27 protein-coding genes and 1 other annotated feature are annotated in these 26008 nt (G+C 54.4%); of the genes, 16 read left to right on the top strand and 11 right to left on the bottom strand.

Annotated features, from left to right (window positions below):
• Positions 1-25: 25 nt before the first annotated feature.
• From C7433_RS12230 to ltnD, 4 genes are read right to left on the bottom strand one after another with little or no spacing between them, the layout of a single operon-like run.
• Positions 26-811, bottom strand: a complete 786-nt coding sequence (locus C7433_RS12230; RefSeq protein WP_110268258.1) for an HPr family phosphocarrier protein — start codon at positions 809-811, stop codon at positions 26-28.
• The gene (locus C7433_RS12225) at positions 811-1437 is read right to left on the bottom strand and encodes an aldolase (RefSeq protein ID WP_110268257.1); all 627 of its coding nucleotides are present in this window, start codon (positions 1435-1437) and stop codon (positions 811-813) included. The genes C7433_RS12230 and C7433_RS12225 overlap by 1 nt, the downstream gene beginning before the upstream one ends.
• On the bottom strand, positions 1430-2692 hold the full coding sequence (otnK, locus tag C7433_RS12220) for a 3-oxo-tetronate kinase (protein ID WP_110268256.1): 1263 nt from the start codon (positions 2690-2692) through the stop codon (positions 1430-1432). Before otnK ends, C7433_RS12225 begins: the two co-directional genes overlap by 8 nt.
• A complete protein-coding gene (gene ltnD, locus C7433_RS12215) occupies positions 2692-3597 on the bottom strand; it encodes an L-threonate dehydrogenase (protein WP_033740433.1) in 906 nt (301 codons plus the stop codon). The genes otnK and ltnD overlap by 1 nt, the downstream gene beginning before the upstream one ends.
• Before the next feature lie 264 nt (positions 3598-3861).
• On the opposite strand from ltnD, the gene ygbI reads away from it, so the two are divergent.
• Positions 3862-4629 (top strand): DNA-binding transcriptional repressor YgbI, encoded by a 768-nt coding sequence (gene ygbI / locus C7433_RS12210; protein WP_006119819.1) that lies wholly within the window; start codon positions 3862-3864, stop codon positions 4627-4629.
• A 41-nt stretch (positions 4630-4670) separates the two neighbouring features.
• Here ygbI and C7433_RS12205 read toward each other — a convergent pair whose 3' ends face one another.
• The 3 genes from C7433_RS12205 to C7433_RS12200 all read right to left on the bottom strand — a co-directional run bounded on the left by C7433_RS12205 (position 4671) and on the right by C7433_RS12200 (position 7826).
• A complete protein-coding gene (locus tag C7433_RS12205) occupies positions 4671-6029 on the bottom strand; it encodes an APC family permease (RefSeq protein WP_039338101.1) in 1359 nt (452 codons plus the stop codon).
• Positions 6019-6183 carry a hypothetical protein gene (locus tag C7433_RS23745; protein WP_006119821.1) on the bottom strand — a complete coding sequence of 55 codons (165 nt, stop codon included), beginning with the start codon at positions 6181-6183 and terminating at the stop codon, positions 6019-6021. Before C7433_RS23745 ends, C7433_RS12205 begins: the two co-directional genes overlap by 11 nt.
• A 224-nt stretch (positions 6184-6407) precedes the next feature.
• Positions 6408-7826 carry a glutamine synthetase family protein gene (locus C7433_RS12200; protein ID WP_172677646.1) on the bottom strand — a complete coding sequence of 473 codons (1419 nt, stop codon included), beginning with the start codon at positions 7824-7826 and terminating at the stop codon, positions 6408-6410.
• A 210-nt stretch (positions 7827-8036) separates the two neighbouring features.
• On the opposite strand from C7433_RS12200, the gene puuD reads away from it, so the two are divergent.
• From puuD to C7433_RS12185, 3 genes are read left to right on the top strand one after another with little or no spacing between them, the layout of a single operon-like run.
• Entirely contained in the window at positions 8037-8798 is a 762-nt protein-coding gene (gene puuD / locus C7433_RS12195; RefSeq protein ID WP_110268255.1) for a gamma-glutamyl-gamma-aminobutyrate hydrolase, read from the top strand.
• Complete coding sequence (gene puuR, locus C7433_RS12190) at positions 8795-9352, top strand: HTH-type transcriptional regulator PuuR (RefSeq protein WP_110268254.1); 558 nt, start codon at positions 8795-8797, stop codon at positions 9350-9352. The genes puuD and puuR overlap by 4 nt, the downstream gene beginning before the upstream one ends.
• 27 nt (positions 9353-9379) lie before the next feature.
• Positions 9380-10657: an FAD-binding oxidoreductase gene (locus tag C7433_RS12185; RefSeq protein WP_039338107.1), complete on the top strand. Its 1278-nt coding sequence runs from the start codon at positions 9380-9382 to the stop codon at positions 10655-10657.
• 46 nt (positions 10658-10703) lie between these two features.
• Here C7433_RS12185 and C7433_RS12180 read toward each other — a convergent pair whose 3' ends face one another.
• Positions 10704-11531: an SDR family oxidoreductase gene (locus tag C7433_RS12180; protein ID WP_006119826.1), complete on the bottom strand. Its 828-nt coding sequence runs from the start codon at positions 11529-11531 to the stop codon at positions 10704-10706.
• Between the two features lie 178 nt (positions 11532-11709).
• Here C7433_RS12180 and hisL point away from each other — a divergent pair, with 178 nt between their 5' ends.
• The 12 genes from hisL to C7433_RS12120 all read left to right on the top strand — a co-directional run bounded on the left by hisL (position 11710) and on the right by C7433_RS12120 (position 21760).
• Positions 11710-11757: a his operon leader peptide gene (gene hisL / locus C7433_RS12175; protein ID WP_100396937.1), complete on the top strand. Its 48-nt coding sequence runs from the start codon at positions 11710-11712 to the stop codon at positions 11755-11757.
• Positions 11733-11853 (top strand) — a sequence feature (His leader region). Its footprint overlaps the gene before it by 25 nt.
• 52 nt (positions 11854-11905) lie before the next feature.
• Positions 11906-12805 (top strand): ATP phosphoribosyltransferase, encoded by a 900-nt coding sequence (gene hisG, locus C7433_RS12170; protein WP_006119827.1) that lies wholly within the window; start codon positions 11906-11908, stop codon positions 12803-12805.
• Between the two features lie 3 nt (positions 12806-12808).
• The gene (gene hisD / locus C7433_RS12165; protein WP_110268253.1) at positions 12809-14116 is read left to right on the top strand and encodes a histidinol dehydrogenase; all 1308 of its coding nucleotides are present in this window, start codon (positions 12809-12811) and stop codon (positions 14114-14116) included.
• Positions 14113-15183, top strand: coding sequence for a histidinol-phosphate transaminase (gene hisC / locus C7433_RS12160; RefSeq protein WP_033740442.1), 1071 nt, complete (start codon positions 14113-14115; stop codon positions 15181-15183). The genes hisD and hisC overlap by 4 nt, the downstream gene beginning before the upstream one ends.
• Positions 15184-15185: 2 nt before the next feature.
• On the top strand, positions 15186-16253 hold the full coding sequence (gene hisB, locus C7433_RS12155) for a bifunctional histidinol-phosphatase/imidazoleglycerol-phosphate dehydratase HisB (protein WP_110268252.1): 1068 nt from the start codon (positions 15186-15188) through the stop codon (positions 16251-16253).
• Complete coding sequence (gene hisH / locus C7433_RS12150; protein WP_006119831.1) at positions 16253-16843, top strand: imidazole glycerol phosphate synthase subunit HisH; 591 nt, start codon at positions 16253-16255, stop codon at positions 16841-16843. The genes hisB and hisH overlap by 1 nt, the downstream gene beginning before the upstream one ends.
• Positions 16843-17580, top strand: coding sequence for a 1-(5-phosphoribosyl)-5-[(5-phosphoribosylamino)methylideneamino]imidazole-4-carboxamide isomerase (gene hisA, locus C7433_RS12145; protein WP_033740446.1), 738 nt, complete (start codon positions 16843-16845; stop codon positions 17578-17580). Before hisH ends, hisA begins: the two co-directional genes overlap by 1 nt.
• On the top strand, positions 17562-18338 hold the full coding sequence (hisF, locus tag C7433_RS12140) for an imidazole glycerol phosphate synthase subunit HisF (protein WP_006119833.1): 777 nt from the start codon (positions 17562-17564) through the stop codon (positions 18336-18338). The genes hisA and hisF overlap by 19 nt, the downstream gene beginning before the upstream one ends.
• On the top strand, positions 18332-18943 hold the full coding sequence (gene hisIE, locus C7433_RS12135) for a bifunctional phosphoribosyl-AMP cyclohydrolase/phosphoribosyl-ATP diphosphatase HisIE (RefSeq protein ID WP_006119834.1): 612 nt from the start codon (positions 18332-18334) through the stop codon (positions 18941-18943). Before hisF ends, hisIE begins: the two co-directional genes overlap by 7 nt.
• Before the next feature lie 73 nt (positions 18944-19016).
• Positions 19017-19493 (top strand): YbaK/prolyl-tRNA synthetase associated domain-containing protein, encoded by a 477-nt coding sequence (locus C7433_RS12130; RefSeq protein WP_006119835.1) that lies wholly within the window; start codon positions 19017-19019, stop codon positions 19491-19493.
• Between the two features lie 67 nt (positions 19494-19560).
• Positions 19561-20358, top strand: a complete 798-nt coding sequence (locus C7433_RS12125) for an ABC transporter substrate-binding protein (protein WP_033740450.1) — start codon at positions 19561-19563, stop codon at positions 20356-20358.
• A 106-nt stretch (positions 20359-20464) separates the two neighbouring features.
• Positions 20465-21760, top strand: coding sequence for a succinylglutamate desuccinylase/aspartoacylase family protein (locus tag C7433_RS12120; RefSeq protein ID WP_110268251.1), 1296 nt, complete (start codon positions 20465-20467; stop codon positions 21758-21760).
• Between the two features lie 179 nt (positions 21761-21939).
• On the opposite strand, the gene wzzB is transcribed toward C7433_RS12120, so the two are convergent.
• The 3 genes from wzzB to cpsG form a co-directional block, all read right to left on the bottom strand.
• Entirely contained in the window at positions 21940-22944 is a 1005-nt protein-coding gene (gene wzzB, locus C7433_RS12115) for an LPS O-antigen chain length determinant protein WzzB (protein WP_110268250.1), read from the bottom strand.
• A 94-nt stretch (positions 22945-23038) separates the two neighbouring features.
• Positions 23039-24448, bottom strand: a complete 1410-nt coding sequence (gene gndA, locus C7433_RS12110) for an NADP-dependent phosphogluconate dehydrogenase (protein WP_110268249.1) — start codon at positions 24446-24448, stop codon at positions 23039-23041.
• Between the two features lie 190 nt (positions 24449-24638).
• Positions 24639-26006, bottom strand: coding sequence for a phosphomannomutase CpsG (gene cpsG, locus C7433_RS12105; RefSeq protein ID WP_110268248.1), 1368 nt, complete (start codon positions 26004-26006; stop codon positions 24639-24641).
• Positions 26007-26008 lie beyond the last annotated feature (2 nt).

Below are 26008 nucleotides of genomic sequence, written 5' to 3'. Positions count from 1 at the left end.
ACCGGTGTGATTTTTTCACGTTAACTCAGCGGTTTTTCATCCAGGGCGCCAGCCAGCTCAGTCCCTCTACGGTGTCGCCGCGCGGGAAATATTCGCAGCCGACCCAACCGTCGTAGCCCACCTCATCTAACAGGCTGAACAGCCAGGGGTAGTTGATCTCGCCCTCGTCAGGTTCATGTCGACTGGGCGCGGCGGCGATTTGCACATGGCGATAACGTCCGGCGTAATGGCGAATCAGATGGCTGAGATTGCCGTCCACGATCTGGGCATGAAACAGATCCAGTTGGGTGAATACGTTGGGCCGGTCGATAAGGTCGACTATCTCCAGCGTCTGATACTGGCTGGCATAGAGATAGTGCGGTTTGGTCGTGGGATTAAGGGCTTCGATCAACAAGCGGATGTTATACGGGGCAAATCGTTCTGCCGCGTAGCGCATGTTGCGGATGAATGTCTCGACATAGCGCTGGCGATCGGCACCCGGCGGCACCGTTGCGGCCATGATATGCACCTGTGGGCAATCCAGCGCCCGTGCATATGCCAGCGCCCGGTCGATATCTGCGCGCGCGTCGGCTTCCCGTCCGGGAATAGCCGAAACGCCCCATTCCCCCGCGTCAATGTTGCCCGGTGCGGTGTTAAACAGCACCAGTTTAAGCCCGTTATCCGCCAGCAGCGCTTTCAGTTGCTCAGCCGGATATTCGTAGGGAAACAGAAACTCGACCGCGCTGAAGCCCGCCTGTGCCGCCGCGGCAAAGCGTTGCAGAAAAGGCATTTCGTTGAACTGGGTAGATAAGTTAGCTGCAAACTTTGGCATTACCGGCTCCTGAGTTCAGCGACGTCGTCGGCGTTTAAATAACGAATGGCGCGATCGCCCAGGGTAAACATCAGACGCGCCGTTTCTTCCAGCTCCTCGGTATTATCCGCCGCTTCGCGCAAGGTTTTGCCGACCACCACCGGACCATGGTTTGCCAGCAGGAAGGCGCGGTAACGCGGGGCAAGCAGCGCCAGATCCTCCGCCAGCCGCGCATCACCCGGTTTATAATACGGCACCACCGGTACATCGCCGACCCGCATCACCACATAGGGCGTGAACGGGCGGATGCAGTTCTGGCTGTCCAGATGTTGCAGGCAGGAAAGCGCGGTCAGGTAGTGACTGTGCAGGTGAACCACCGCCCGACAGTCCGGATTATTCAGGTATAGCGCCCGGTGAAAGGCGATCTCTTTCGACGGTTTATCCCCGGCTATCCACTCCCCCTGTAACGTCACGTTAGACAGACGCTCCGCATCCAGTTCGCCCAGGCAGGACCCCGTGGGCGTTGCCAGTAAGGTGCCGTCGTCCAGCAGCAGCGACAGATTACCGGCCGAGCCGGTGGCGTAACCACGCTGGAAGAACGAGGCACCCAGTCTGACCATCTCTTCGCGGGCCTGTTGTTCAGTCATGTGAAAACTCCGTTTGTGCGCGGCGGAAGAACTGCTCATCGCCAAAATTGCCAGACTTCAGCGCCAGTGACAGCGGCTGCTGGATATCTCTGACCCAGGGCACACCGGGCGAAATCACCGGACCAATATGGAAGGCGGTCACGCCCAGGCTTTGGGCGACCACGCCCGAGGTTTCGCCGCCCGCCACGATAAAGCGCTGCCAGCCGCGGGATTGCAGATCTCTCGCCACCTGAGCAAACAGTTGCTCTACCGCCTCACTGCTGCGCTGTGCACCGAAATGCTGCTGGATCGACTGCAGCTGTTGCGCATCCGCAGTGGCAAAGAGCATCGGGGCCAGCGGCCCGTCGGCATGCTCAACGACCCAGTCGCACAGCGCCCCGGCGTACTGTTCATCGTTGAGGCAGCGCTCAACGTGAATTTCCCGGGCGGGTGCCTGCTGGCGATACGCGTTGACCTGGCGGTTGGTCATTGGTGAACAGGAACCCGAAAGCACCACGGCCCGCTGCCCTTGCGGATAGCCCGCGCGCTGCGCCTGACCATCGTCGCAGCCAGATGTTGACCACTGGCGCGCCAGGCCAATTGCCAGCCCGGAGCCGCCCGTGACCAGCCGCATCGACGTCAGCGCTTCGCCCTGATTCAGCAGATGCTGCTCAGTAAGCGTGTCGATTACGGCATAGTTCACGCCCTGAGCACGCAGATGTTCAAGTTGCTCTGTTATCGCGCCTGCGCCCTGCTCGACCGTGGCTAACGGAATAAGCCCGGCTTTTCCCGTGCTCTGACACGCCATCAGCCTTAGCAGGTTACTGTCGGTCATCGGCGTGACAGGATGATGGCGCATGCCGGACTCCGACAGCAGGTGTTCCCCCACAAACAGGTAGCCCTGATAAACGGTACGTCCGTTGACCGGCAATGCCGGGCAGATCACCGTCAGCGTCTCATTCAGCGCGGCCATGAGCGCATCCGTCACCGGACCGATGTTACCCGCAGCGGTGCTGTCGAACGTGGAACAGTACTTGAAATAAAAGCGCTCACAGCCTTGCGCCTGCAGCCAGCGCAGCGCCGCAAGCGAATGACTGACGGCCAGCGCCGGCGCACAGGATCGCGATTTCAGGCTGACCACAATGGCCTGGGCATCCGGGACCGTTGTCTGTTCTGGGATGCCGTTAAACTGAATGGTAGAAAGCCCGTTCTGCACCAGAAAGCTGGCAATGTCGGTTGCGCCGGTAAAATCGTCGGCAATCACCCCTAAGCGCATCACATCGCCTCCTCGCGCTGGGGCAGCGTAATGCCGCTGAAGATTTTAATCACCGCACTGTCATCCTCGCGGCCAAAACCGGCATTGCTGGCCTCAGTGAACATATTCAGCGCGGTAGAGGCCAGCGGTAGCGGGAAATGCAGGGCTTTCGCCGTATCGGCGACCAGATTCAGGTCTTTAACAAAGATATCCACTGCGGATTTCGGTCGATAGTCGCCGTCGACGACATGGCGCATACGGTTTTCAAACATCCATGAGTTGCCCGCTGCGTTAGTGACCACCTCATACATCGTATCGAGCGGAATCCCGGCGCGGGCGGCCAGCGCCATGGCTTCGGCCCCGGCGGCAATGTGCACGCCCGCCAGCAGCTGATGAATGATTTTGACTGTCGATCCCTGACCGATTTCCGTGCCGACGCGGTAAACCTTTGCGGCGACCGCATCCAGTACCGGTTGCAAAGCCGCAAAGGCCGCATCGCTCCCGGATGCCATCACGGTCATCTCGCCACTGGCCGCTTTGGCGGCCCCGCCGGACACTGGCGCATCCAGCATCAGCAACTGACAGTCCGCCAGTCTGGCGGCGATCTGCTGCGCATCCTGCGCGGACAAGGTGGAGGATACCATCACCGCCGTGCCCGGTTTCAGCCTGGCCGCCAGCCCCTGCTCGCCAAACAGAATCGCATTAACCTGCCGGGCATTCACGACCAGCAACAGGACAGCATCCAGGTGTTCGGCAAAGGCATGAGCCGACGACTGCGCGTCACGCGCGCCTGCCTGGCGCAGCGTTTCGCAGGCCTGCGGATTCAGATCAACGCCCCATGTCGCCAGCCCAGCCCGGATGCAGGACTGCGCCGCGCCCATTCCCATTGAGCCTAAACCTATGACACAGATCTTTGAAGCGGGCATCGGTGGCCTCCCTTGTTAAATTAAGTGAATTTTTGGTCTCTGCTGTTAATAGTGGCAGTAAAGTGAAGGTAAAAACGTGCCGTATTTCACATAAATTAACTTCATAAGGCCGCAGTTGAACATTTATTCACATCAACCACGTAACTGTTATTACCAGGTATCGCGGTCAAATCGCCACCAGCAAAGGGGAGCTGGTGCAAAATTTCCGTGCGTCTTTGTGAAGGCATCCCCTACAATGTGAAAAAATGATAAACCGAGGTGTATATGATCCCCGTTGAGCGTCATCAACAGATTCTGGCACTGGTGGCCGAGCGCGGCGTAATGAGCATCGCCGAACTGACCGAGCGTTTTGGCGTGTCACACATGACGATTCGTCGGGACGTGCAGAAGCTGGAGGAACAGGGCGCGGTGCTGTCGGTTTCCGGTGGCGTGCGCTCCGCTAACCGCCTGGCGAGCGAACCCTCGCACCTGACCAAGACCGCGCTGTGTAATGAAGAAAAAAACGCTATCGGCAAATTGGCCGCTCAGCTGATTCCGCCTGACAGCTGTATTTATCTGGATGCCGGTACGACCACACTGGCGCTGGCGCGGGAAATTGCCGACAGGGAGGACCTGTTAGTGGTCACCAATGATTTTATGGTGACCAATTTGCTGATGGAGGCGAGCCGCTGCCGGGTGATTCATACCGGTGGCACCGTCTGTCGGGATAACCGTTCCTGCATTGGCGATGCAGCCGCACGCCACCTGCGGCAACTGGCAATTGACATTGCCTTTGTCTCCACTTCCAGTTGGGGATTGCGCGGTTTGTTTACGCCGGATGAAGACAAGGTAGCGGTTAAACAGGCCGTGTGTGACGTCAGCAGCAAACGCGTGCTGCTCAGCGACAGCTCGAAATACGATAAAATCGCGACGTGGCTGGCCTTACCGCTGGAAAAGTTTGATGTGATTGTGACAGATGATCAGTTAAATGCCGCAGGACGGAATGCGTTACAGGCAGGAAGCTGGGAACTGATGCTGGCAAGTAAAAGCTGACAGAAAACGGCCCTGCTCTGTGAATGAGCAGGGCCGGGGGATTACACTTCTTCGCTAAACTGTGGAACGGGATTGCGGAAGCTGCGCGTCACAAAGGCCAGGTAAACAATACCAATCGCGGCCCAGATCAGTCCCAGCACCATAGAACTTTGCTCCAGGTTAACCCACAGTGCACCCACGGTCAGGGCACCCATCATCGGCAGAACCAGATACTGGACGTGATCTTTCAGGGTCTTATTCCGTTTTTCACGTACCCAGTACTGCGCAATCACTGACAGGTTAACGAAGGTAAACGCAACCAGCGCACCAAAGTTAATCAGCGCAGTCGCGGTGACCAGATCGAAGTTGATCGCCATCAACGCCACGGCACCTACCAGAATCACGTTCAGTGACGGCGTGCGCCATTTTGGATGGATATAGCCGAAGAAACGCTCCGGGAACACACCATCACGGCCCATCACGTACATCAGACGTGAAACGCCTGCGTGCGCTGCCATACCGGACGCCAGTACCGTAACCACAGAGAAGATCAGGATACCGATCTGCAACGCTTTACCGGCCACGTACAGCATGATTTCAGGCTGCGACGAATCCGGCTCTTTAAAGCGCGAGATGTCCGGGAAATACAGTTGCAGGAAGTACGACGCGACAATAAACATCAGGCCACCAATCAGCGCGGTCAGGAAAATCGCACGCGGAATGGTACGTTCTGCATCTTTCGTTTCTTCTGACAGCGAACTGATGCCGTCAAAACCGAGGAATGAGAAACACAGAATCGTCGCACCGGTGATCATCGGCACCACATGGGCGTTTTCAGACCAGAACGGTTTACTGCTTACCACTGTTCCCGCACCTTCGCCGTGCGCCACGCCGTAAATCACCATCGCGGTGATACCGACCATGACCACCACCTGAAGGATGACAATCACGCTGTTGAAGTTAGCGACCGTTTTGATGCCCTTAAGGTTGGAGAGCGTCATAAAGCCCACCAGCAGCACCACGAAAATCCACGACGGGATCCCTGGCACCAGGGTTTCAAAATAGTTTTTAGCCAACAGAATGTTGATCATCGGCATGAACAGATAGTCCAGCAGCGATGACCAGCCCACCATAAAGCCGACGTGCGGACTGATGGCCTTCTGAGCATAGGTATAAGCGGAGCCCGCAGATGGGAAGCGGCGTACCAGCTTACCGTAACTCACGGCGGTAAACAGAATCGCAATCAGGGCGAAAGCATAAGCGGTGGCAACGTGACCGTCCGTCAGGCCCGATACGATACCAAAGGTATCAAACAGGGTCATCGGCTGCATGTAGGCTAAGCCCATCATGACAACAGGAAGTAACGTCAGCGTTTTTTTCAGTTGGGCACGTTGTGGTGCGGCAGAGGTATTAAGCGACATGCTTCAGTCCTCCTTGCGCAGCAACCTGGCTGGGTTGATTCACAAGGAAACTGCGCATTAAGCGACAGGGAGTAAGGCTGGCGGCCAGCGCGGCGCCGTAGTCATCACGGAAACGTGTACCAGCCTGGGCTGGCAGAGTGTTAAACATCCCCATCTTTACATCCTCAATCTCACGCGGCTGCGTGTTTTCAGTGTTTATCTATCCGGGTGCGTGCCCGGCCTCGTTGGTGTCAGCTAAATGCTACGCGTTAAAAACAATATGCAAAAAAATAACCGGCGCGGTGAGCGTCGGTTATGTTCTGAATTTGCAGGGGGCGTATTTTGCCCTAACCCAACGCATTATTTCAAGACGTTGTCGCATAGAATGCAAAATTTTAATCAGGCGTTTTTCAGCATCCAGTCGATTTCGGTGGCAGTGATTAATCTTTCGAACTGCATAAGCTCATAATTTTTGCAGCTAAACCACACTTTGGCAAATTTCTCACCCAGTAATTTTTGTAAAGGATAGCTGCTTTCGAAGGCATAGAGTGCATCGCTCTGCCGAATCGGCAGCGCCAGCCCTTCCGCTTCATGGCCGTTTCCTTTAACCGGCTGTGGCAGCGGCAGCTGCGTATCGAGGCCGTGCAACATGCCGGCCAGAATGGTAGCCATGACGAGATAAGGATTCGCATCCGCCCCGGCTACCCGGTACTCGATGCGGCGACTTTCCAGATCGCCACAGGGAATACGCAACGCTACCGTACGGTTATTGTGGCCCCACGACGCCTGCAAAGGAACGTAGGCATCGGGCACAAAACGACGGAAGGCATTGACGTTGGGGGCCAGCAGCGCCATGGAAGCAGGCATAAGGTCAATCATGCCCGCCAGCGTGCGTTTCAGCAGCGGGGAATCGCTTCCGTCATCACAGGCAAAGGCATTATGGTCAGCGGCATCAAGCATGCTGATATGGACGTGCATCCCGCTTCCGGCGTAGTCCTCATAGGGTTTTGCCATAAATGTTGCCGTCATGCCGTGGTTCTCTGCCACCTGGCGGATAAGGCGCTTGAGCTGGATAGCATGGTCGCAGGCGCTCAGCACATCACGGGTATGATGGAGATTGATTTCGAATTGCCCCGGCGAGGCTTCCGCCAGCGCGCCATCCGCAGGAATGCCCTGCAGACGGGCCAGCGCATCAATATCACGCAGGACATCGGCGAAGTGATCGAGATTATCCAGCGAGTAAACCTGGCTTTGTCTGTTGCGATCGTCACTGCCTGGCGCACAGGGCGGTTGAATATAGCCTTCTGCATCGCGCTTTTTATCGACCAGATAGAACTCCAGCTCTACCGCTACCACCGGAAACAGTCCACGATTACGCAGCTGTTGCCACAGCCGGTTCAGAACATTTCGGGGTTCAACGTCAAAGGGAGTGCCATCTTGGTTGCACATGGTTAACAGCAGTTGTGCAATGTGTTGCGGATCGGCGGCGGAGGGGACGAGCGTGCCATGGACGGGAAGGCAGAGGTTATCGGGTTCACCAAGCGACTGGCCCAGACCGGCCTCTTCGACGGTATTGCCGAGAATATCCATAGCAAAAACCGAGGCGGGAAAGTAGCAGCCTTTTTCCAGCCTGGCTAAGGCCGAAACCGGGATGCGCTTACCGCGAAAAACACCATTTAAATCGTTGAGCAAGATATCGACATACTGCGTTTCAGGGTGGCGCTCCAGCCAGTTTTTCACTTCTTGCTGGAACGCGCTGGTTCGTCTCTCTTCACTGTGAAGCGTGAAGTCTTCTACTTCTACCAGGTTAGTCATGATTTCATCCGCCTTTGACCACAAAAATGGGAGTGCGTAATGCTCAAAAAAACCGCCACTCATCTAACATAGCTCTAACGTAAAAAGTGTGCAAATGTAACAAATCTGTTTGAAGATCGACCAATGGATTGCTAGATTGACAAAATATTGCACACTTAACCATCAGACATGCCCTTTTCGTCAAATATTTCGAACAGCAGTTAAGGGGGAAAGATGGGCATTATTTTTGACAAGCCTTTGATTGGCGTAGTGATGTGCCAGACGCACAATCAGGGCCACCCGGTTCAGTCTGTCCACAACAAATATCTTGATGCCATCGTCCTGGCGGGCGGCGTGCCGCTTGCCCTGCCCCATCACCTTATGGCTGCCCCGCATCTATCAGAAAACGCTATGGCTGTGCTGGACGGCATTCTGCTGACCGGGAGCCCCAGCCACCTGGCGCCCTGGCTGTATGGCGAAGAAGGCGAAGAGCCGGAGGCAGATGCCGGCCGCGATCGCCTGGCGTTTAACCTTATTACGCATGCTGTCGGTAAACAGGTGCCGCTGCTGGGCATATGTCGGGGCATGCAGGAGCTGGTCGTGGCCAACGGCGGTGCCCTGTATCGCCACCTTGACCACCATCCGCAGTTTCAGCGACACCATGCAGACGAGGATGCCTCACCTGAACAAACTTACGCACCCGCTCATGCCATCCAGATTGCACCGGGAGGATTGCTGGACAGGCTGCTGGGGCGTGCGCCGATCACCGTCAACTCCGTTCATCACCAGGGCATTCGTGAAGCGGGACCGCAGGTGCGCGTTGAGGCCCGTGCGCCCGATGGTCTGATTGAGGCGGTCAGCCTGCCAGCGCACCCTTTCGCCCTTGCCGTACAGTGGCATCCTGAATGGCAGCTGAAACCCTCCACGCCGTCCTTTGCGCTGTTTGACGGCTTTATTCAGGCCGCCCTGCACTATCACCAGAGGAAAAAGGTATGAATGATGCGGCTCAGGCTCCGGGACGCCGCCTGGCGCAGATCCGTCAGGCCATGGGACTGTCACAACGGCGCGTCGCGGAACTGGCCGGACTGACCCACAGCGCCATCAGTACTATCGAACAGGACAAGGTCAGCCCGGCGGTCAGCACGCTGCAAAAGTTGCTGAAGGTTTATGGCCTGTCTTTGTCTGCGTTTTTTTCGGAGCCGCATGCTGAGGACGCGCCCAAAGTGGTGGTCCGGCATGAAGATCTGCTGGAAATCGGCAGTCAGGGCGTTTCGCTTAAACTGGTTGATAACGGCACGAAAACCCGGGCGTTAGGCATGTTACTGGAAACTTACCAGCCAGGTGCCAGTACCGGCGAAAAGTTACGCCATGCGGGCGAAGAGACCGGCACCCTGCTGGAAGGGCGCATCCTACTGGAAGTTAACGGTCAGCAATTTCATCTGACGGCCGGCGAAAGTTACGTGATCGATACGGGTTTGCCGCACAGTTTTACCAACCAGGCCGATGTGCCCTGTCGCATCGTCAGCGCCCATACGCCCGCCAATTTTTAATCAGGGACGTTCGCCAAGGAGCTTGATATGAATTACGTAGAAAACTACTACACCTCCACACGGAACCCCCATGCGCCCTGGCCGGTGCTGCAGGAAAGCATCCAGTGTGACGTTTGCATTATTGGTGCCGGTTTTACGGGCTTATCGGCCGGCCTGTTTTTAACCGAAGCGGGTTACGATGTGGTGCTGCTTGAAGCGGCTCGTGTTGGTTATGGTGCCAGCGGCCGCAATGGCGGCCAGGCCGTGAACTCCTACAGCCGCGACGTGGATGTGATTGAACAACGCTACGGCAAAGACAGCGCGAAAATGCTGGGCAGTATGATGTTTGAAGGCGGTGATATTATTCGCGATCGTATCGACCGTTACGCGATCGCCTGCGATTACCGCCCGGGCGGTATCTTCGCCGCGTTTAACCGCCGTCAGATGGCGCACCTGGCCAGTCAAAAAGCCGCCTGGCAGCGTTACGGTAACGACCAGCTTGAACTGTTAGATGAGCGCGGCATTCGTCGCGAGATCGGCTCAGAGCGCTATGTAGGTGGGCTGCTCGACAAACGCGGCGCACATCTGCATCCGCTGAATCTGGCGCTGGGAGAAGCCGAAGCCATTCGTCGCCACGGCGGTCGTATCTATGAACAGTCCGCCGCGTTAAGCGTCAGCTACGGTTCACCTAATCGGGTAAAAACGGCACAGGGAGAAGTCAGCGCCACGTTTCTGATTTTTGCCGGCAATGCTTATCTGCCTTCCGAACTCGAACCGCGCCTGAGTCGCAAAAGCATGCCGTGCGGCTCGCAAATCATTGCCACCGAACCGCTGTCCCGTGACCGGGCATTAGCGCTGTTACCCAACAACTATTCGGTAGAAGATTCCAATTATCTGCTGGACTATTTCCGCCTGACCGCCGACAACCGGCTGCTCTATGGTGGCGGTGTGGTTTATGGGGCGCGCGAGCCTGGCGATGTGATCACGATGATCCGGCCTAAAATGCTTCGCACCTTTCCGCAGTTGCAGGACGTGAAAATTGATTTCGCCTGGAGCGGAAATTTTCTGCTGACGCTGTCGCGCATGCCACAGTTTGGTCGGCTGGAAAACAACGTCTACTTTATGCAGGGCGACAGCGGCCACGGCGTGACCTGCACGCACCTTTCCGGCAAGCTGATAAGCGAAGTGTTACGTGGGGATGCTGAGCGCTTTGATGCCTTCGCGAAGCTTCCGCATCTGCCCTTCCCTGGCGGACGGCGATTTAAAGTGCCGCTGACGGCCATGGGTGCCGCCTGGTATGCCTTACGCGACCGACTCGGCGTGTGATCAGGAACAGAATACGACGCTTTCCCCGCTAAGGGGAAAGCCACACTCATTCCAGCGGCATTTTCTGCGGATCGTCATAGCGGTATTCAAAGCCCAGCTCGTGACAGATACGCGCGCCGTCAATCAACTTACCGCTGTCGTCGTGCGTCTGCGGTTCAAAGGTGGGCGGCGTCATGCCCAGCTGGCGCGACACACAGGGATAGAAATGGGCGCGGGACGGATGTTTCAACGCACACAGGTTGAACGTTCTGCCGCCTTTTGGCGTTTGCAGCAGCAGCATAATCGCCTCCACCACATCATCCAGATGCACCAGATTTACCCCGTGCGATCCATTGGGTAAATCCTGTTTGCCAGCCAGGAAGCGACCGGGATGCCGTTTCGGGCCCACCAGCCCGGCCAGACGCAATACATCGACGCTGGTGCCGGGTAAGTCGTGCAGCCAGTTTTCCAGGTCCACCAGCGTTTTGCCTGCTGTGGTTTCTGGTTGAAGCGGGCTTTTCTCCGTTTTGATACCGGCGCTGCCGCCATAGACGGAAGTGGAACTGGTAAAGATGATCCGTGGGACATTGCGCGCCAGCGCGGTATCCACCACGTTTTGTACTGCCTGCACATAGGCGTCTCCGCCCTCTGCCGTGCGGCTGGCGGGCAGGGTGACAACCAGCGCATTCACGTCAAACAGCGCCTCCAGGTCCTCGGCCTCACAGACCAGTTCGGGCGTCAGTTCAAGTTGAAACGCATCGATGCCACAACGACGGGCCGCCTCTACGCCATCCGGCGTGGTTTTACTGCCGGTCACCTGCCAGCCTCGCGCGGTCAGCGCCATCGCAAGCGGCATGCCCAGCCAGCCGAGTCCTACAATTGCGACCTTTTTCATATTGTCTCCTGCTGCGAACGTCAAGATTCAGCCATCTTAAGCTGCCCCTGAGTTGCAAACCAGTGCAAAGTGTTTCTGTGCTTTGCGAAGAACAACATTAAAAAAGAGTTGCCAATTTCAACTATCTTCGTTAGGTTAATTCCACACAAATGAATAACTTTTCATTATCGAGAATTTTATGACACGCGTTCAGTTCAACCATCATCACCACCATCACCCTGACTAGTCTTTCAGGCGATGTGTGCTGGAAGACGTCTAGGATCTTCCAGTGGTGCGAACGCAAGAGAACCCCCGGAAGATCGTCTTCCGGGGGTTTTTTTATGGGCTGACGCAAAATACGCATTCAGGACAGGTTAATTAAGGGGACAGGAACAATGTTAGACAATAGCCGTTTACGCATAGCTATGCAGAAATCAGGTCGGTTAAGCGATGATTCACGCGAGCTGCTGGCGCGCTGCGGGATCAAAATCAATCTTCAGCAACAGCGTCTGATCGCCTTCGCTGAAAATATGCCTATCGATATTCTGCGCGTGCGCGATGACGATATTCCGGGCCTGGTGATGGACGGCGTGGTCGACCTGGGCATTATCGGCGAAAACGTGCTGGAAGAAGAGTTACTGACGCGCCGCGCACAGGGGGAAGATCCCCGCTACTTCACGCTGCGTCGCCTCGACTTTGGCGGCTGTCGTCTGTCACTGGCCATGCCGGTCGATGACGCGTACACCGGCCCGCAGTGCCTGAACAATGCCCGCATCGCCACCTCCTATCCTCACCTGTTAAAACAGTATCTCGACAAGCAAGGTATCGCCTTTAAATCCTGTCTGCTCAACGGCTCGGTCGAAGTGGCGCCGCGTGCCGGCCTGGCCGATGCGATCTGCGATCTGGTCTCCACCGGTGCCACGCTGGAAGCGAACGGTCTGCGTGAAGTGGAAGTCATCTATCGTTCTAAAGCCGTGCTGATTCAGCGCGACGGCGACATGCCCGCGGCCAAGCAGGAGCTGATCGATAAAATGATGACCCGTATTCAGGGCGTGATTAAAGCACGTGAATCCAAATACATCATGTTGCATGCACCGAGCGAGCGTCTGGAAGAAGTCATCAGCCTGCTGCCGGGTGCCGAGCGTCCAACCGTGTTACCGCTGGCGGGCGATGTGAGCCGTGTGGCAATGCACATGGTGAGCAGCGAAACGCTGTTCTGGGAAACCATGGAAAAACTCAAAGCGCTGGGTGCCAGTTCGATTCTGGTGCTGCCAATCGAAAAAATGCTGGAGTAAACGATGAGCAAAATCATGACACCCGTGAACTGGCAGGCGTGCAGCGCGGAGGCGCAACAGGCGCTGCTGGCACGCCCGGCGCTGTCTGCCTCTGACAGCATCAGTCAGATTGTGCGTGACGTTCTGGCGCGCGTGAAAAGCGAAGGCGACGCAGCTCTGCGCGATTTTAGCGCGCGCTTTGACAAGGTTGAGCTGACGGATTTTCGCGTGACCGCTGAGCAGATGCAGGCTGCCAGCGATCGTCTCAGTGATGAACTCAAACAGGCAATGGCGGTGGCGGTCGCCAATATCGAGACTTTCCACCGTGCGCAGATTCTGCCAGCTGTTGATATCGAAACCCAGCCGGGCGTGCGTTGCCAGCAGGTGACGCGCCCGATGCAATCGGTCGGCCTCTATATTCCCGGGGGGTCCGCCCCGCTGTTTTCCACCGTATTGATGCTGGCGACACCGGCACGTATTGCCGGATGCGGCCGCGTGGTGCTGTGCTCACCGCCGCCGATTGCCGACGAGATTCTCTATGCGGCCCAGCTGTGTGGCGTAGAAGAAGTATTTCAGGTGGGCGGTGCGCAGGCCATTGCCGCCCTGGCCTTCGGCACCGAGACCGTGCCGAAAGTGGCTAAAATTTTCGGACCGGGCAACGCCTGGGTCACCGAAGCCAAACGTCAGGTCAGCCAGAGCCTCGATGGCGCGGCGATCGATATGCCCGCGGGCCCGTCAGAAGTGCTGGTGATCGCCGACGATGGTGCCACGCCCGCGTTCGTGGCGGCCGACCTGTTGTCTCAGGCGGAACACGGGCCGGATTCGCAGGTGATTCTGCTGACGCCTTCACAGGGGCTGGCTGAGCGCGTGGCTGACGCTGTCGAACAACAGCTGGCGCAGTTGCCGCGTGCCGCCACGGCCCGTAAGGCGCTGGAAAGCAGCCGCCTGATCGTAGCCCGCGATTTGCAACAGTGTGTGGCGATTTCCAACCGCTATGGTCCGGAGCACCTGATTCTGCAAACCCGCACGCCGCGCGACCTGGTTGAGCAAATCACCAGCGCAGGCTCCGTGTTCCTGGGCGACTGGTCGCCCGAGTCCGCAGGCGATTATGCCTCCGGCACGAACCATGTGCTGCCGACCTATGGTTATACCGCGACCTGCTCCAGTCTGGGGCTGGCCGACTTCCAGAAACGTATGACGGTACAGGAACTGACGCCGCAGGGTTTTATGGATCTCGCCGCCACCATTGAAACCTTGGCCGCCGCGGAGCAGCTGGATGCCCACAAAAATGCCGTCACGTTGCGCGTCACCGCGCTCAAGGAGCAAGCATGAGTCAGGATATTGAACAACTGGCCCGCGCCAATGTGCGTGCGCTGACGCCTTATCAGTCGGCGCGCCGTCTGGGCGGCAACGGTGATGTCTGGCTGAATGCTAACGAGTTTCCGCTGCCGGTGCCCTTTGAGCTGTCGCAGCAAACCCTGAACCGCTACCCGGAGTGCCAGCCGAAGCAGGTAATCACCCGCTATGCGGCTTACGCGGGCCTGTCTCCTGAGCAGGTGCTGGTCAGCCGCGGCGCAGATGAAGGCATTGAGCTGTTGATGCGGGCGTTCTGTGAGCCCGGCAAAGACGCGATTCTGTTCTGCCCACCGACGTACGGTATGTACAGCGTCAGCGCGGAAACCATCGGCATTGAGTACCGCACCGTGCCGGCACGTGAAGACTGGCAGTTGAACCTGCCCGCGATTGCCGAACAGCTCGACGGTGTGAAAGTCGTTTATATGTGCAGCCCGAACAACCCCACGGGCAACCTGATTGATCAGGACGCTATCCGTCAGCTACTGGCGATGACCGCCGGCAAAGCGCTGGTCGTCGCGGATGAAGCCTATATTGAATTTTGTCCACAGGCGACGCTGGCGGGCTGGTTGCGCGAATATCCGCACCTGGTCATCCTGCGCACCCTGTCGAAAGCCTTCGCGCTGGCCGGTCTGCGCTGCGGATTTACGCTGGCGAATAAGCCGGTTATCGACCTGCTGATGAAGGTGATTGCGCCCTATCCGCTGGCGACGCCGGTGGCCGACGTGGCGGGCCAGGCACTGAGCGACGAAGGGATTGCCTTAATGCGCCAGCACGTCGATGAGCTGAATGCCAACCGTAGCTGGTTGTTTGAACAGTTGCCGCAAATTCGCGTTGTGGAGCAGGTCTTCCCCAGCGAAACCAACTATATTTTGGTGCGCTTTACCGATTCACCAAAGGTATTTAAAACCTTGTGGGATCAGGGCATTATTTTGCGTGACCAAAACAAGAACCCCGGCCTCGCAGGTTGTCTGCGCATCTCGGTGGGAACCCGCACCGAGTGCGAACGCCTGATCGCCGCGCTGCAAGCCTTATCTCTGGAGTAAGCATGAGTCAGAAGACCCTTTTTATTGACCGCGATGGCACGATTATCTCCGAACCGCCGCAGGACTTTCAGGTGGATCGGATGGATAAGCTGGCGTTTGAGCCGGACGTCGTGCCTGCACTGCTGGCGCTGCAGGACGCAGGCTATCAGCTGGTGATGATTACCAATCAGGACGGTCTGGGCACGGACAGTTTTCCACAGGCGGACTTCGATGGCCCACACACGCTGATGATGCAGATTTTATCATCGCAGGGCATTCGCTTTAGCGATGTGCTGATTTGTCCCCATAAGCCTGAAGACCACTGCGCGTGCCGCAAGCCGAAAACCCAGATGGTTGAGGCCTGGCTGGCTGAAGGTGCCCTTGATATGGCCAACAGCTATGTGATTGGCGATCGCCAGACCGATATTCAGCTGGCGGAAAATATGGGGATTCAGGGCATTCGCTATGGCGCAGAAGGTCAGGACTGGAAAGCGATTCAGCAGCAGCTGACGCAGCGCGACCGCTACGCGCTGGTCCAACGCAACACTAAAGAAACCCAGGTCCGCGTGGAACTGTGGCTGGACCGCGAAGGCGGCAGTAAGATCAACACTGGCGTCGGCTTCTTTGATCATATGCTGGACCAGATTGCCGTGCACGGCGGCTTCCGCATGAACATCGACGTCAACGGTGACCTGTATATTGACGATCACCACACGGTAGAAGATACCGGTCTGGCATTGGGCGAAGCGCTGCTGAAAGCGTTGGGCGATAAGCGCGGCATTGGCCGTTTTGGCTTTGTGCTGCCGATGGATGAGTGCCTGGCGCGCTGTGCGCTGGATATCTCCGGTCGTCCACATATCGAATTTAAAGCGGAATTCAGCTATCAGCGCGTTGGCGATCTGAGCACCGAGATGGTCGAGCACTTCTTCCGTTCCCTGTCCTACGCCATGATGAGCACCCTGCACCTGAAAACCAAAGGGAAAAACGATCATCACCGTGTGGAAAGTTTATTCAAAGCCTTTGGCCGGACCTTACGTCAGGCGATTCGCGTTGAGGGAAATACCCTGCCGAGCTCTAAAGGAGTGCTGTAATGAACGTGGTGATCCTGGATACAGGCTGTGCCAACCTGTCGTCGGTAAAGTGGGCCGTTGAACGTCTGGGCTATACGCCAGAGGTCAGTCGCCATCCGGATGTCGTCCTGCGCGCCGATAAGCTGTTTCTGCCCGGCGTTGGCACCGCGCAGGCGGCCATGAACCAACTGCAGGAGCGTGAGCTGATTGAGCTGGTCAAGGCCTGTACGCAGCCGGTGCTGGGTATTTGCCTGGGCATGCAGCTGCTGGGCAGCCACAGCGAAGAGAATGGCGGTGTGCCCACGCTGGGCATTATCGACCAGCCCGTGTCACTGATGGACACGCAGGGTTTGCCGTTACCGCACATGGGCTGGAACCAGATCACCGCTCAGGCCGGTAATCATCTGTTCCGCGGCATTGATGAAGGCAGCTACTTCTACTTCGTACACAGCTTTGCGATGCCCGTAAATGCCAGCACCATTGCGCAGTGTCACTATGGTCAGGCGTTCACGGCCGCGGTACAGAAAGATAACTTCTTTGGCGTGCAGTTCCACCCGGAACGCTCTGGCAAAGTCGGCGCGCAGTTGCTGAAAAACTTCCTGGAGATGTAATGATTATCCCCGCATTAGATTTAATTGATGGCAAGGTTGTGCGCCTGCATCAGGGTGATTATGCCCGTCAGCGTGATTACGGCAGCGATCCGTTACCCCGCTTACAGGATTACGCACGCCAGGGCGCAACGGTACTGCACCTTGTGGATTTAACCGGTGCTAAAGATCCGGCGAAACGCCAGATTACCTTACTGAAAAGCCTGCTTAACGGCGTGGATGCGGTGGTCCAGGTTGGCGGCGGCATTCGCAGTCGGGAAGACGTTAAAGCGTTACTGGACGCGGGTGCCAGCCGTGTGGTGGTAGGGTCGACCGCCGTCAAACAGCCCGAGGAAGTGAAAGCCTGGTTTACCGAGTTTGGCCCGGACGCGATTGTGCTGGCGCTGGACGTCCGTATTGATGCGACCAACCGCAAAGAGGTGGCGATTAGCGGCTGGCAGGAAGCTGCGGGCGTTACGCTCGAAGAGGTCATTGAACAGTTTCAGCCGGTCGGGCTGAAGCATGTTCTGTGCACCGACATTTCCCGTGATGGTACGCTCAGCGGGTCGAACGTGGATCTGTATAAAGAAGTGACCGCACGCTTTCCGCAGATTGCGTTTCAGTCCTCAGGCGGTATTGGTGAACTCAGTGACGTTGCCGCCCTTCGCGGCAGCGGTGTTCAGGGCGTGATCGTCGGACGTGCGCTACTGGAAGGCAAATTTACAGTTTCGGAGGCCATAGCATGCTGGCAAAACGGATAATTCCTTGTCTCGATGTGCGTGACGGTCAGGTGGTAAAAGGCGTTCAGTTTCGTAACCACGAAATTATTGGCGACATCGTGCCGCTGGCGCAGCGCTATGCGCAAGAAGGTGCGGACGAGCTGGTGTTTTACGATATCACCGCTTCATCGGACGACCGCGTAGTGGATAAAAGCTGGGTTGCGCGCGTTGCCGAAGTCATCGACATTCCGTTCTGCGTGGCAGGCGGCATCAAAACCCCGGAAGATGCCGCGCGGATTCTGGAGTTTGGTGCGGACAAAATTTCCATTAACTCCCCTGCGCTGGCCGATCCTTCATTGATCACCCGCCTGGCCGACCGCTTTGGCGTCCAGTGCATCGTGGTCGGTATTGATACCTGGTTTGATGACGCCAGCGGGAAGTACCATGTTAATCAGTATACCGGCGACGAATCCCGCACCCGCGTGACCCAGTGGGAAACGCTGGACTGGGTGCAGGAAGTGCAGAAACGGGGCGCAGGCGAGATTGTCCTCAACATGATGAACCAGGACGGCGTGCGCAACGGTTATGACCTGGTGCAGTTGAAGAAGGTACGTGATGTCTGCAAGGTACCGCTGATCGCCTCTGGCGGTGCGGGTACCATGACTCACTTCCTTGAAGCCTTTGAGCAGGCCAATGTCGATGGCGCGCTGGCGGCGTCGGTTTTTCACAAACAAATTATTAATATCGGCGAGCTGAAACGCTTTCTGATCGACAACGGTGTGGAGATTCGTGCGTGTTAACTGAACAACAACTGGCCCGGTTAGACTGGGAAAAAACCCAAGGTATGATGCCGGTCATCGTCCAGCACTCTGTTTCTGGTGAAGTTCTGATGCACGGTTATATGAATCAGGCGGCGCTGGAAAAAACGCTGCAGGACGGCAACGTGACGTTCTTTTCACGCACCAAAAACCGTCTGTGGACCAAAGGCGAGACCTCAGGACACTTTCTACAGGTCGTGAGCATCACACCTGACTGCGACAACGACACGTTGCTGGTGCTGGCCAACCCGATTGGCCCCACCTGCCATCTGGGCACCTCCAGCTGCTTCTCCCCTGCTGCGCCTGACTGGACGTTCCTCTATCAGTTGGAACAACTGCTGGCGTCCCGTAAGCAGGCCGACCCGGAAAGCTCTTACACCGCCAGACTCTATGCCAGCGGCACCAAACGTATTGCGCAGAAGGTCGGTGAAGAAGGCGTGGAAACCGCGCTGGCTGCCACGGTGAACGATCGTGAGGAACTGACGAACGAAGCCTCCGATCTGATCTATCACCTGCTGGTACTGCTGCAGGATCAGGATCTGGATCTCAGCACCATCATCAATAACCTGCGCGCCCGTCATAAGTGACAGACTGCGTTACGGCTGCTCGACGGTTTGCTGAGCAGCCTTTCCCGTCCATTTGACCTGTAAGGATTTTACCGTGACTACGCATGAAAAACTCATTGCTCTGCTCGACCAGCATCGTGCGCGTTACCGCCTGATGCAGCATGAGGCAACCGGCAAATGTGAAGCCGTTGCCAAAATTCGCGGCACGGCAGTCGGACAGGGCGCAAAGGCGCTGGTGTGTCATGTGAAAGGCAATGGCGTCAAACAACATGTCCTGGCGGTACTGCCTGCGGATCAGCAGGCCGATCTCAGTAAAGTCGCCTCAGCCGTAGGCGGACGCCGGGCATCCCTTGCCTCGCCCGCAGAGGTCGATGTACTAACCGGCTGCGTATTTGGTGCGATTCCCCCGTTCAGCTTTCATCCTGATTTAACTGTGGTGGTCGACCCGCTGCTGTTTGAGCGCTATGACGAGATTGCCTTTAACGCCGGCGTACTCGACCAGTCTGTCGTACTGAATACCCAGGATTACCGTGGCCTTTGCCAGGCTAACATTGTGAAAATCATCCTCTAATTGCCATCATCCCGGGTGAAAGGTACTCTGCGTAATACACTATTACGACAACAGAAGACCGAAAACGATGGCAATCACTTCTCTGAAAACCCGTTTACACAAAGCGTTAGCGCTGGCCCTCCTGGCTGGCTGCGCGTTTGGCGCCCAGGCGAAAATTGAGCAGGTTCGCTTCGCTGTTGATCCCACCTATCCCCCTTTTGAATCCAAAACGCCGCAGGGGAAGCTGGTCGGCTTTGATATCGATTTAGGTAACGCGCTGTGCGCGCAGATGCAGGCCAAATGTGTCTGGGTGGAGAGCCAGTTCGACGGGATGATCCCGGCGCTTAAAGCGCGTAAATTCGACGCCATTCTGTCTGATATGGGCATCACCGAAGAGCGACTGAAGCAAATCGACTTTACCGTGCCGCTGTACGATACGCACACCCAGCTTATCGCGCGTAAGGGGTCGGGCCTGTTGCCCACCCCGGAATCGCTGAAAGGCAAAACCGTAGGCGTAGAACAAGGCACCGTGCAGGAGCGTTATGCCCGGGCAAAATGGCAACCTTTTGGCGTGACGGTCGTGCCCTATGGCGATCAGGCGCAGGTTGAAAGTGATCTGGTGGCCGGGCGCCTTGATGCGGTCTTTACCGATGCGGCTCAGGCGGCAAACGGTTTTCTCAAACAACCTCAGGGCAGCGCGTTTGAACTGGCCGGGCCGATTGTGAAAGACCCGATCATCGGGCCGGGCACGGCGATTGGCCTGCGTAAAGGCGATACCGAACTGAAAACTGCGCTGGATGATGCCTTCGCTGCCATTAAGAAAAATGGCACCTTTGACAAACTGCAAAAGAAATATTTCGCCACGGATATTTCCATTCAACCGTAACGTCAGTGCAGGCTTTTTCCCCCTCCTCCGTCTGCATGACTATACTCAATGACTTTATGGGCGGCATTTGTCCGCCCCTGAACCGACAAAAGGACATTAACACGGTATGTACCAACAACATCACCCTTTGTTAAGCGCCTCTCTCGGCACCCAGCGTGAAATTATCAGTTTTCATTTTGGCGATGATCACAGTCGCCAGGTCTATATTCAGGCTTCCTTACATGGCGACGAGATCCCGGGGATGGCGGTGGCCTGGTATCTTAAGCAGCGTTTACAGGCGCTAGAATCTGCCGGACGACTCAAAGCTTTTTTCTCCCTGATACCGGTATCCAATCCGCTGGCCCTGAGCCAACACTGGCACGGTACGCATCTGGGACGCTTCCACGCACAGTCCGGCCAGGATTTTAACCGCAAATTCCCGTCTCTGGGTGCACTTCTGGCGGAGGAACTGGCCGAGACGCTGACCCAGAATGAGAGTCATAACCGGCAGCTGATTCGTGATGCGATTGACCGTTACTACCGTGACACAATCGCCAAAACTGAACTGGAAGCCCAGCGTTATACGCTGATGCGCATGGCCAGTCAGGCCGATCTGATGATTGATTTGCATTGTGACTGGGAGGCGGTTCCACACCTTTACACCACGCCACATGCATGGCCGGATATCGAACCCTTAGCACGCTGGCTGGGCAGTGAAGTGCAGCTACTGGCACAGATATCGGGGGGTGAGCCCTTCGACGAAGCCTGCTGTGAACCCTGGCTGACGCTGGCTGAAAAATTTGGTGAAACATTCCCGATGCCGCGCGGCCTGCTGCCGGTAACGCTGGAGCTACGTGGCGTACGTGATGTCTCGCCTGAACAGGCTGAGCAGGACGCAGATGCGATCATTAACGCGTTGCAGGAATCCGGCTATATCTCTGCGGCCGATACGTCCGTGTCCGTTGAAGTTGCTGCGCCGGTGATTGGCGGTGATGAGCTGGTGTCGGTGGTGAGCGGCGGTGAGGATGTGGTCGGTGTGGATGAGAGCGGCACCGGACTGGGTGCGCCTGGTGTGGCGCAGGCCGCAGAAGAAGGCAATATTATCAAGCAGCGTCACACCGAAGGCACGTCGGCTTTAATGCCGCCGCTTAAAAATCCCCCGACGCCGCTGGCGGGTTGTGAATATGTTCACTCACCGGTATCGGGCCTGATCCTGTATCGCAAACCGCTGGGCGCGCGAATCCGTCCAGGGGAAGTGGTTGCGGAGATTGTTGATCCTGTCACCGACCACATCACGCCGTTGGTCGCAGAATTTGGAGGCGTGCTATACGCGCGGCACTGGGCCAGATTTGCGACGGCAGGCATGCTGGTGTTAAGGCTGGCGGGCGATAAGGCGGTGAGGAGTGGGGAGTTGTTAGTATGATAAATTCAGCGCTACAGGCTGTGACCTCATTGGAGGCCGTGATGATTCTGCAATCATAGGATCAATAAAATAATCACTTCCTTTCCTTGCATGAGAATGAAAAAAGCTCATTATTAAATGAGCTTTTTGATGAATACAATATATGGATTAACGTGCTTAAAACCAGTGGTCTTCCTACGTTAATTATTCTTATAACTGATTAAAGCATTACGTGTAAGAACGAATAAACCGCCTAAAATTGCGCCACCAATAAGAGAAAGAAATAATATCAGGGCTTTTTTAGGGCTATCACGTCTGAAAGGTAAGTCAGCTTCAGAAATATATCTGTAGGACTGAAGGTTTTCGACCTCAATCTTAAGGTGCGTGACAGCCAATAAAGCGCGCTGTGCCTCATAATACTCCTTGCCATAATCAAGAGGTTTAGAGTTTTCATTTGCTACCATAGCATTAAGCGCATCAGTACCCAGTAAATACAAAGTATCGTCAGAAAGAAAATCAGCTTGTTTGACTTGCAATTTATCGACATTAGATGCCTGAGCGACTTTAAGAGCCTGTTTAATGACATCCAGTCGGTGCTCTTTTTGATTGATTGCAACCTGAGTGTAGGTGTCAAGTGTATTTGTCAATTCTCTTGTTTTAACGCTCAAGTTACGTTTAATATCATCGCCGTAATCTTTTACAACATCGGCATTTATTTTATCAATATACTTTGAAAGTTGCGACTGCGCTTCTTTAGCTGTATGACCGACAAAAGAGACATTAAGCGCATCATCCCGACCTTTTATAGAATCAATCCGCAGCGTCAGTGGCTCTTCCAGATTAGCCAATGCACCTGATAATGCACTTAACGATGCGCTAAAACGGCCAAATAATTGATTTTGTAATCCACTTAACGAAGGTTTATCCTGAGGAGTATCAGCGTATACAATGGCAAGAGCTGCATTATAATTAGCAACTTGACCTGCGGCAGGTAAGGTTACCGTAGCCTGGGATGTCCATTTTTCTTTAACTACGCTAACGTAAATTGCCGCTATGATAAGTGCAATTACCATCCCCAAAATAATAAATTTTTTACCTTGCCATAATTGAAAAAAAACATCCATTAAGTCAAGTTCATCTTTCGAACTAACACTATTTTTAGGGACGTTTGGCTGCTCCCCTCTTGTAGAAAACTTTTCATTCATAAACAGTCAACTCAGGAAAAATTATTTCTAATTGCCTTGTTAAAAAGGCACGAAACCAAAAATAAACCTCCCAGTTGGGAGGTTTTATTAACAATTAATCCAGCCATTCCGTATGGAACACGCCTTCTTTATCGATACGCTTATAAGTATGAGCGCCAAAGTAGTCGCGTTGTGCCTGAATTAAATTAGCTGGCAATACTTCTGAGCGATAGCTGTCATAGTAGGCAATCGCTGCTGAGAAGGTTGGCGTTGGAATGCCATTCTGAACAGCATAGGCTACAACATCACGTAGCGCCTGCTGATATTGATCAGCAATATCTTTAAAGTATGGTGCCAGAAGGAGATTGGCAATACCTGCGTCTTCAGCATACGCATCAGTAATTTTCTGAAGAAACTGGGCACGAATGATACAACCCGCACGGAAAATCTTAGCGATCTCACCGTAGTGCAGATCCCAGTTATTCTCATCTGATGCGGCACGCAACTGAGAGAAGCCCTGAGCATAAGATACTATTTTGCCAAGATAGAGCGCACGGCGTACTTTTTCCACAAACTCTGCTTGATCGCCAGCGAAGGCCTTAGCCTGTGGTCCACTTAATACTTTAGAGGCAGCAACGCGTTGCGATTTAAGCGATGACAGGTAGCGAGCAAAAACAGATTCGGTGATCAGTGACAGAGGCTCACCCAAATCCAGTGAACTCTGGCTGGTCCATTTACCGGTGCCTTTATTGGCTGCTTCATCAAGAATAACATCGATGAGATAATGACCGTCTTCATCTTTTTTAGTGAAAATATCTTTAGTGATATCAATCAAGTAGCTGCTCAGTTCGCCGTTATTCCACTCGGTAAACGTCTTCGCCAGCTCTTCATTATTCAGACCCAGAGCACCTTTCAGCAGCGCGTAAGCTTCTGCGATGAGCTGCATATCGCCATATTCAATACCGTTATGGACCATTTTAACATAGTGGCCCGCACCGTCTGGGCCAATATATGAGACGCAAGCCTCACCATCTTCTGCTCGAGCAGCAATTTTATCAAGAATAGGCGCAACCAGCTCATACGCTTCTTTCTGACCACCAGGCATAATTGATGGACCTTTTAAGGCCCCTTCTTCGCCACCCGAAACACCGGTGCCGATAAAGTTAAAGCCCTGATCAGATAGCTCTTTATTACGACGTATAGTGTCTTTATAGAAAGTGTTACCACCGTCAATGAGGATATCGCCTTTATCAAGATGAGGTGTTAAAGAGGCAATAGTCTTATCAGTTGCTTCACCCGCCTGCACCATTAAGAGGATACGACGTGGTTTTTCCAGTGAATCGACAAATTCTTTAACAGTGTAGAACGGGGCCAGCTTCTTCCCGGGGTTCTCAGCAATCACTTCATCTGTCTTTTCACGTGACCGGTTGAAGACAGAAACAGTGTAACCGCGGCTCTCAATATTAAGTGCCAAATTTCGGCCCATCACTGCCATACCTACAACACCGATTTGTTGCTTAGACATATCTACTCCTGTCTTAAAGTGAAATCAGCAGTACACGACTGCAATTAATGTCCTGACATGTTATCTCATGATAATGAGATGAGGGAAGAAATTGATGGTTTCAGCATATATCGCTAAATCATGGGCTTGGATGACTGTCGATAAAAACCGCATTGAGGCAACATCACTTGTAGCTTCAAGATTAACTGGCTCAGGCTAACAGGCTTAGTACTTCTGAGGTTTTGGCTTGCATCAGCTGTATGTCACCTCGCGATTCGACGTTCAAACGAACTACAGGTTCGGTGTTCGATCTTCTTAAATTAAAGCGCCAGGAGCCAAAATCAAGACTGATGCCGTCAGTAAAGTCTTTAGTCTCTGCGAGATCCTCATAGTGCTCAAGCACCCTTTTAATTGATGCATCTGGATCAGTTAACTTGCTGTTAATTTCCCCAGAAGAAGGATAAGCGGCAATTCTTTCTGAAACCAAATCGCCTAAAGACATGCCTTTTAGACTAACCAGCTCAGCAATAAGTAACCATGGGATCATTCCACTATCACAATAAGCAAAATCGCGGAAATAATGATGCGCACTCATTTCACCGCCATATACTGCATCTTCTTTACGCATGCGTTCTTTAATAAAGGCATGTCCTGTTTTAGACATGATTGCTTCTCCTCCATTAGAAGTCACTATGTCAATAGTGTTCCATGTGAGTCGAGGATCGTAGATGACTTTTTCACCAGGATGTTTCTTTAAGAAAGCCTCAGCAAGAAGCCCAACGATGTAATAACCTTCAATAAACTGTCCTTTTTCATCAAAGAAAAAGCAACGGTCAAAATCGCCATCAAAAGCTATTCCAAAGTCGGCACCATGCTGTAATACCGCTTTTTGTGTATCTTCACGACATTCTGGCAAAAGCGGATTAGGGATTCCATTAGGAAAAGTGCCGTCAGCAACATGGTGAATTTTGATAATTTCAATGGGCACATTATTCTTTTTAAATTGACACTCTATAGCATCAATTACATGACCCGCTACACCATTACCACTGTTAATAACAAGCTTAAGAGGTTTTAAATACTCTAAATTAATACTACTCAGGATATTTGAAACGTATTCATTTAGTGTGGTAACTTTCGAATATGTCCCTTTTGCGTTATCCTCAACAGCGCTAAAATGACCTGATTCAGCCAGGTACTGAATGTCTCTTAAACCACTGTCCCCGCTAATAGGTTTAGCACCATGGCGAACTAATTTCATTCCATTATAATTAATAGGATTATGACTGGCAGTCACTTCAATTCCACCGTCACAACCTAAATGAAAGGTGGCAAAATAAATTTCCTCTGTTCCGACCATACCTAAATCCAGTACGTCAACACCTGAATCCTGAAGGCCATTGGCAAGAGAGAGCTTAAGCTCTTCGCTTGTAAGCCTGGCATCACCACCTACAACGACAGTTTTAGGTTTTAAGAACTGACCGAATGCACGGCCAATTTTATAGGCAATCTCATTATTAAGCTCATCTCCAAGTTTACCGCGAATATCATATTCTTTGAAACAGGTTAAATTTTTCATAT

Origin of the sequence: Pantoea sp. PNA 03-3 (genome assembly GCF_003201175.1) — a bacterium.
Lineage (GTDB): Bacteria > Pseudomonadota > Gammaproteobacteria > Enterobacterales > Enterobacteriaceae > Pantoea > Pantoea stewartii.
Note: the sequence above shows the minus strand (reverse complement) of the source record. Positions and strands in the feature narration are given on the sequence as shown.

What these genes read in the sequence shown, in the direction of transcription:
- C7433_RS12230 (WP_110268258.1), bottom strand. Translation starts at nt 811, where the DNA reads ATGCCAAAGTTTGCAGCTAACTTATCTACCCAGTTCAACGAAATGCCT.
- C7433_RS12225 (WP_110268257.1), bottom strand. Translation starts at nt 1,437, where the DNA reads ATGACTGAACAACAGGCCCGCGAAGAGATGGTCAGACTGGGTGCCTCG.
- otnK (WP_110268256.1), bottom strand. Translation starts at nt 2,692, where the DNA reads ATGCGCTTAGGGGTGATTGCCGACGATTTTACCGGCGCAACCGACATT.
- ltnD (WP_033740433.1), bottom strand. Translation starts at nt 3,597, where the DNA reads ATGCCCGCTTCAAAGATCTGTGTCATAGGTTTAGGCTCAATGGGAATG.
- ygbI (WP_006119819.1), top strand. Translation starts at nt 3,862, where the DNA reads ATGATCCCCGTTGAGCGTCATCAACAGATTCTGGCACTGGTGGCCGAG.
- C7433_RS12205 (WP_039338101.1), bottom strand. Translation starts at nt 6,029, where the DNA reads ATGTCGCTTAATACCTCTGCCGCACCACAACGTGCCCAACTGAAAAAA.
- C7433_RS23745 (WP_006119821.1), bottom strand. Translation starts at nt 6,183, where the DNA reads ATGGGGATGTTTAACACTCTGCCAGCCCAGGCTGGTACACGTTTCCGT.
- puuD (WP_110268255.1), top strand. Translation starts at nt 8,037, where the DNA reads ATGGGCATTATTTTTGACAAGCCTTTGATTGGCGTAGTGATGTGCCAG.
- puuR (WP_110268254.1), top strand. Translation starts at nt 8,795, where the DNA reads ATGAATGATGCGGCTCAGGCTCCGGGACGCCGCCTGGCGCAGATCCGT.
- C7433_RS12185 (WP_039338107.1), top strand. Translation starts at nt 9,380, where the DNA reads ATGAATTACGTAGAAAACTACTACACCTCCACACGGAACCCCCATGCG.
- C7433_RS12180 (WP_006119826.1), bottom strand. Translation starts at nt 11,531, where the DNA reads ATGAAAAAGGTCGCAATTGTAGGACTCGGCTGGCTGGGCATGCCGCTT.
- hisG (WP_006119827.1), top strand. Translation starts at nt 11,906, where the DNA reads ATGTTAGACAATAGCCGTTTACGCATAGCTATGCAGAAATCAGGTCGG.
- hisD (WP_110268253.1), top strand. Translation starts at nt 12,809, where the DNA reads ATGAGCAAAATCATGACACCCGTGAACTGGCAGGCGTGCAGCGCGGAG.
- hisC (WP_033740442.1), top strand. Translation starts at nt 14,113, where the DNA reads ATGAGTCAGGATATTGAACAACTGGCCCGCGCCAATGTGCGTGCGCTG.
- hisB (WP_110268252.1), top strand. Translation starts at nt 15,186, where the DNA reads ATGAGTCAGAAGACCCTTTTTATTGACCGCGATGGCACGATTATCTCC.
- hisH (WP_006119831.1), top strand. Translation starts at nt 16,253, where the DNA reads ATGAACGTGGTGATCCTGGATACAGGCTGTGCCAACCTGTCGTCGGTA.
- hisA (WP_033740446.1), top strand. Translation starts at nt 16,843, where the DNA reads ATGATTATCCCCGCATTAGATTTAATTGATGGCAAGGTTGTGCGCCTG.
- hisF (WP_006119833.1), top strand. Translation starts at nt 17,562, where the DNA reads ATGCTGGCAAAACGGATAATTCCTTGTCTCGATGTGCGTGACGGTCAG.
- C7433_RS12125 (WP_033740450.1), top strand. Translation starts at nt 19,561, where the DNA reads ATGGCAATCACTTCTCTGAAAACCCGTTTACACAAAGCGTTAGCGCTG.
- C7433_RS12120 (WP_110268251.1), top strand. Translation starts at nt 20,465, where the DNA reads ATGTACCAACAACATCACCCTTTGTTAAGCGCCTCTCTCGGCACCCAG.
- wzzB (WP_110268250.1), bottom strand. Translation starts at nt 22,944, where the DNA reads ATGAATGAAAAGTTTTCTACAAGAGGGGAGCAGCCAAACGTCCCTAAA.
- gndA (WP_110268249.1), bottom strand. Translation starts at nt 24,448, where the DNA reads ATGTCTAAGCAACAAATCGGTGTTGTAGGTATGGCAGTGATGGGCCGA.
- cpsG (WP_110268248.1), bottom strand. Translation starts at nt 26,006, where the DNA reads ATGAAAAATTTAACCTGTTTCAAAGAATATGATATTCGCGGTAAACTT.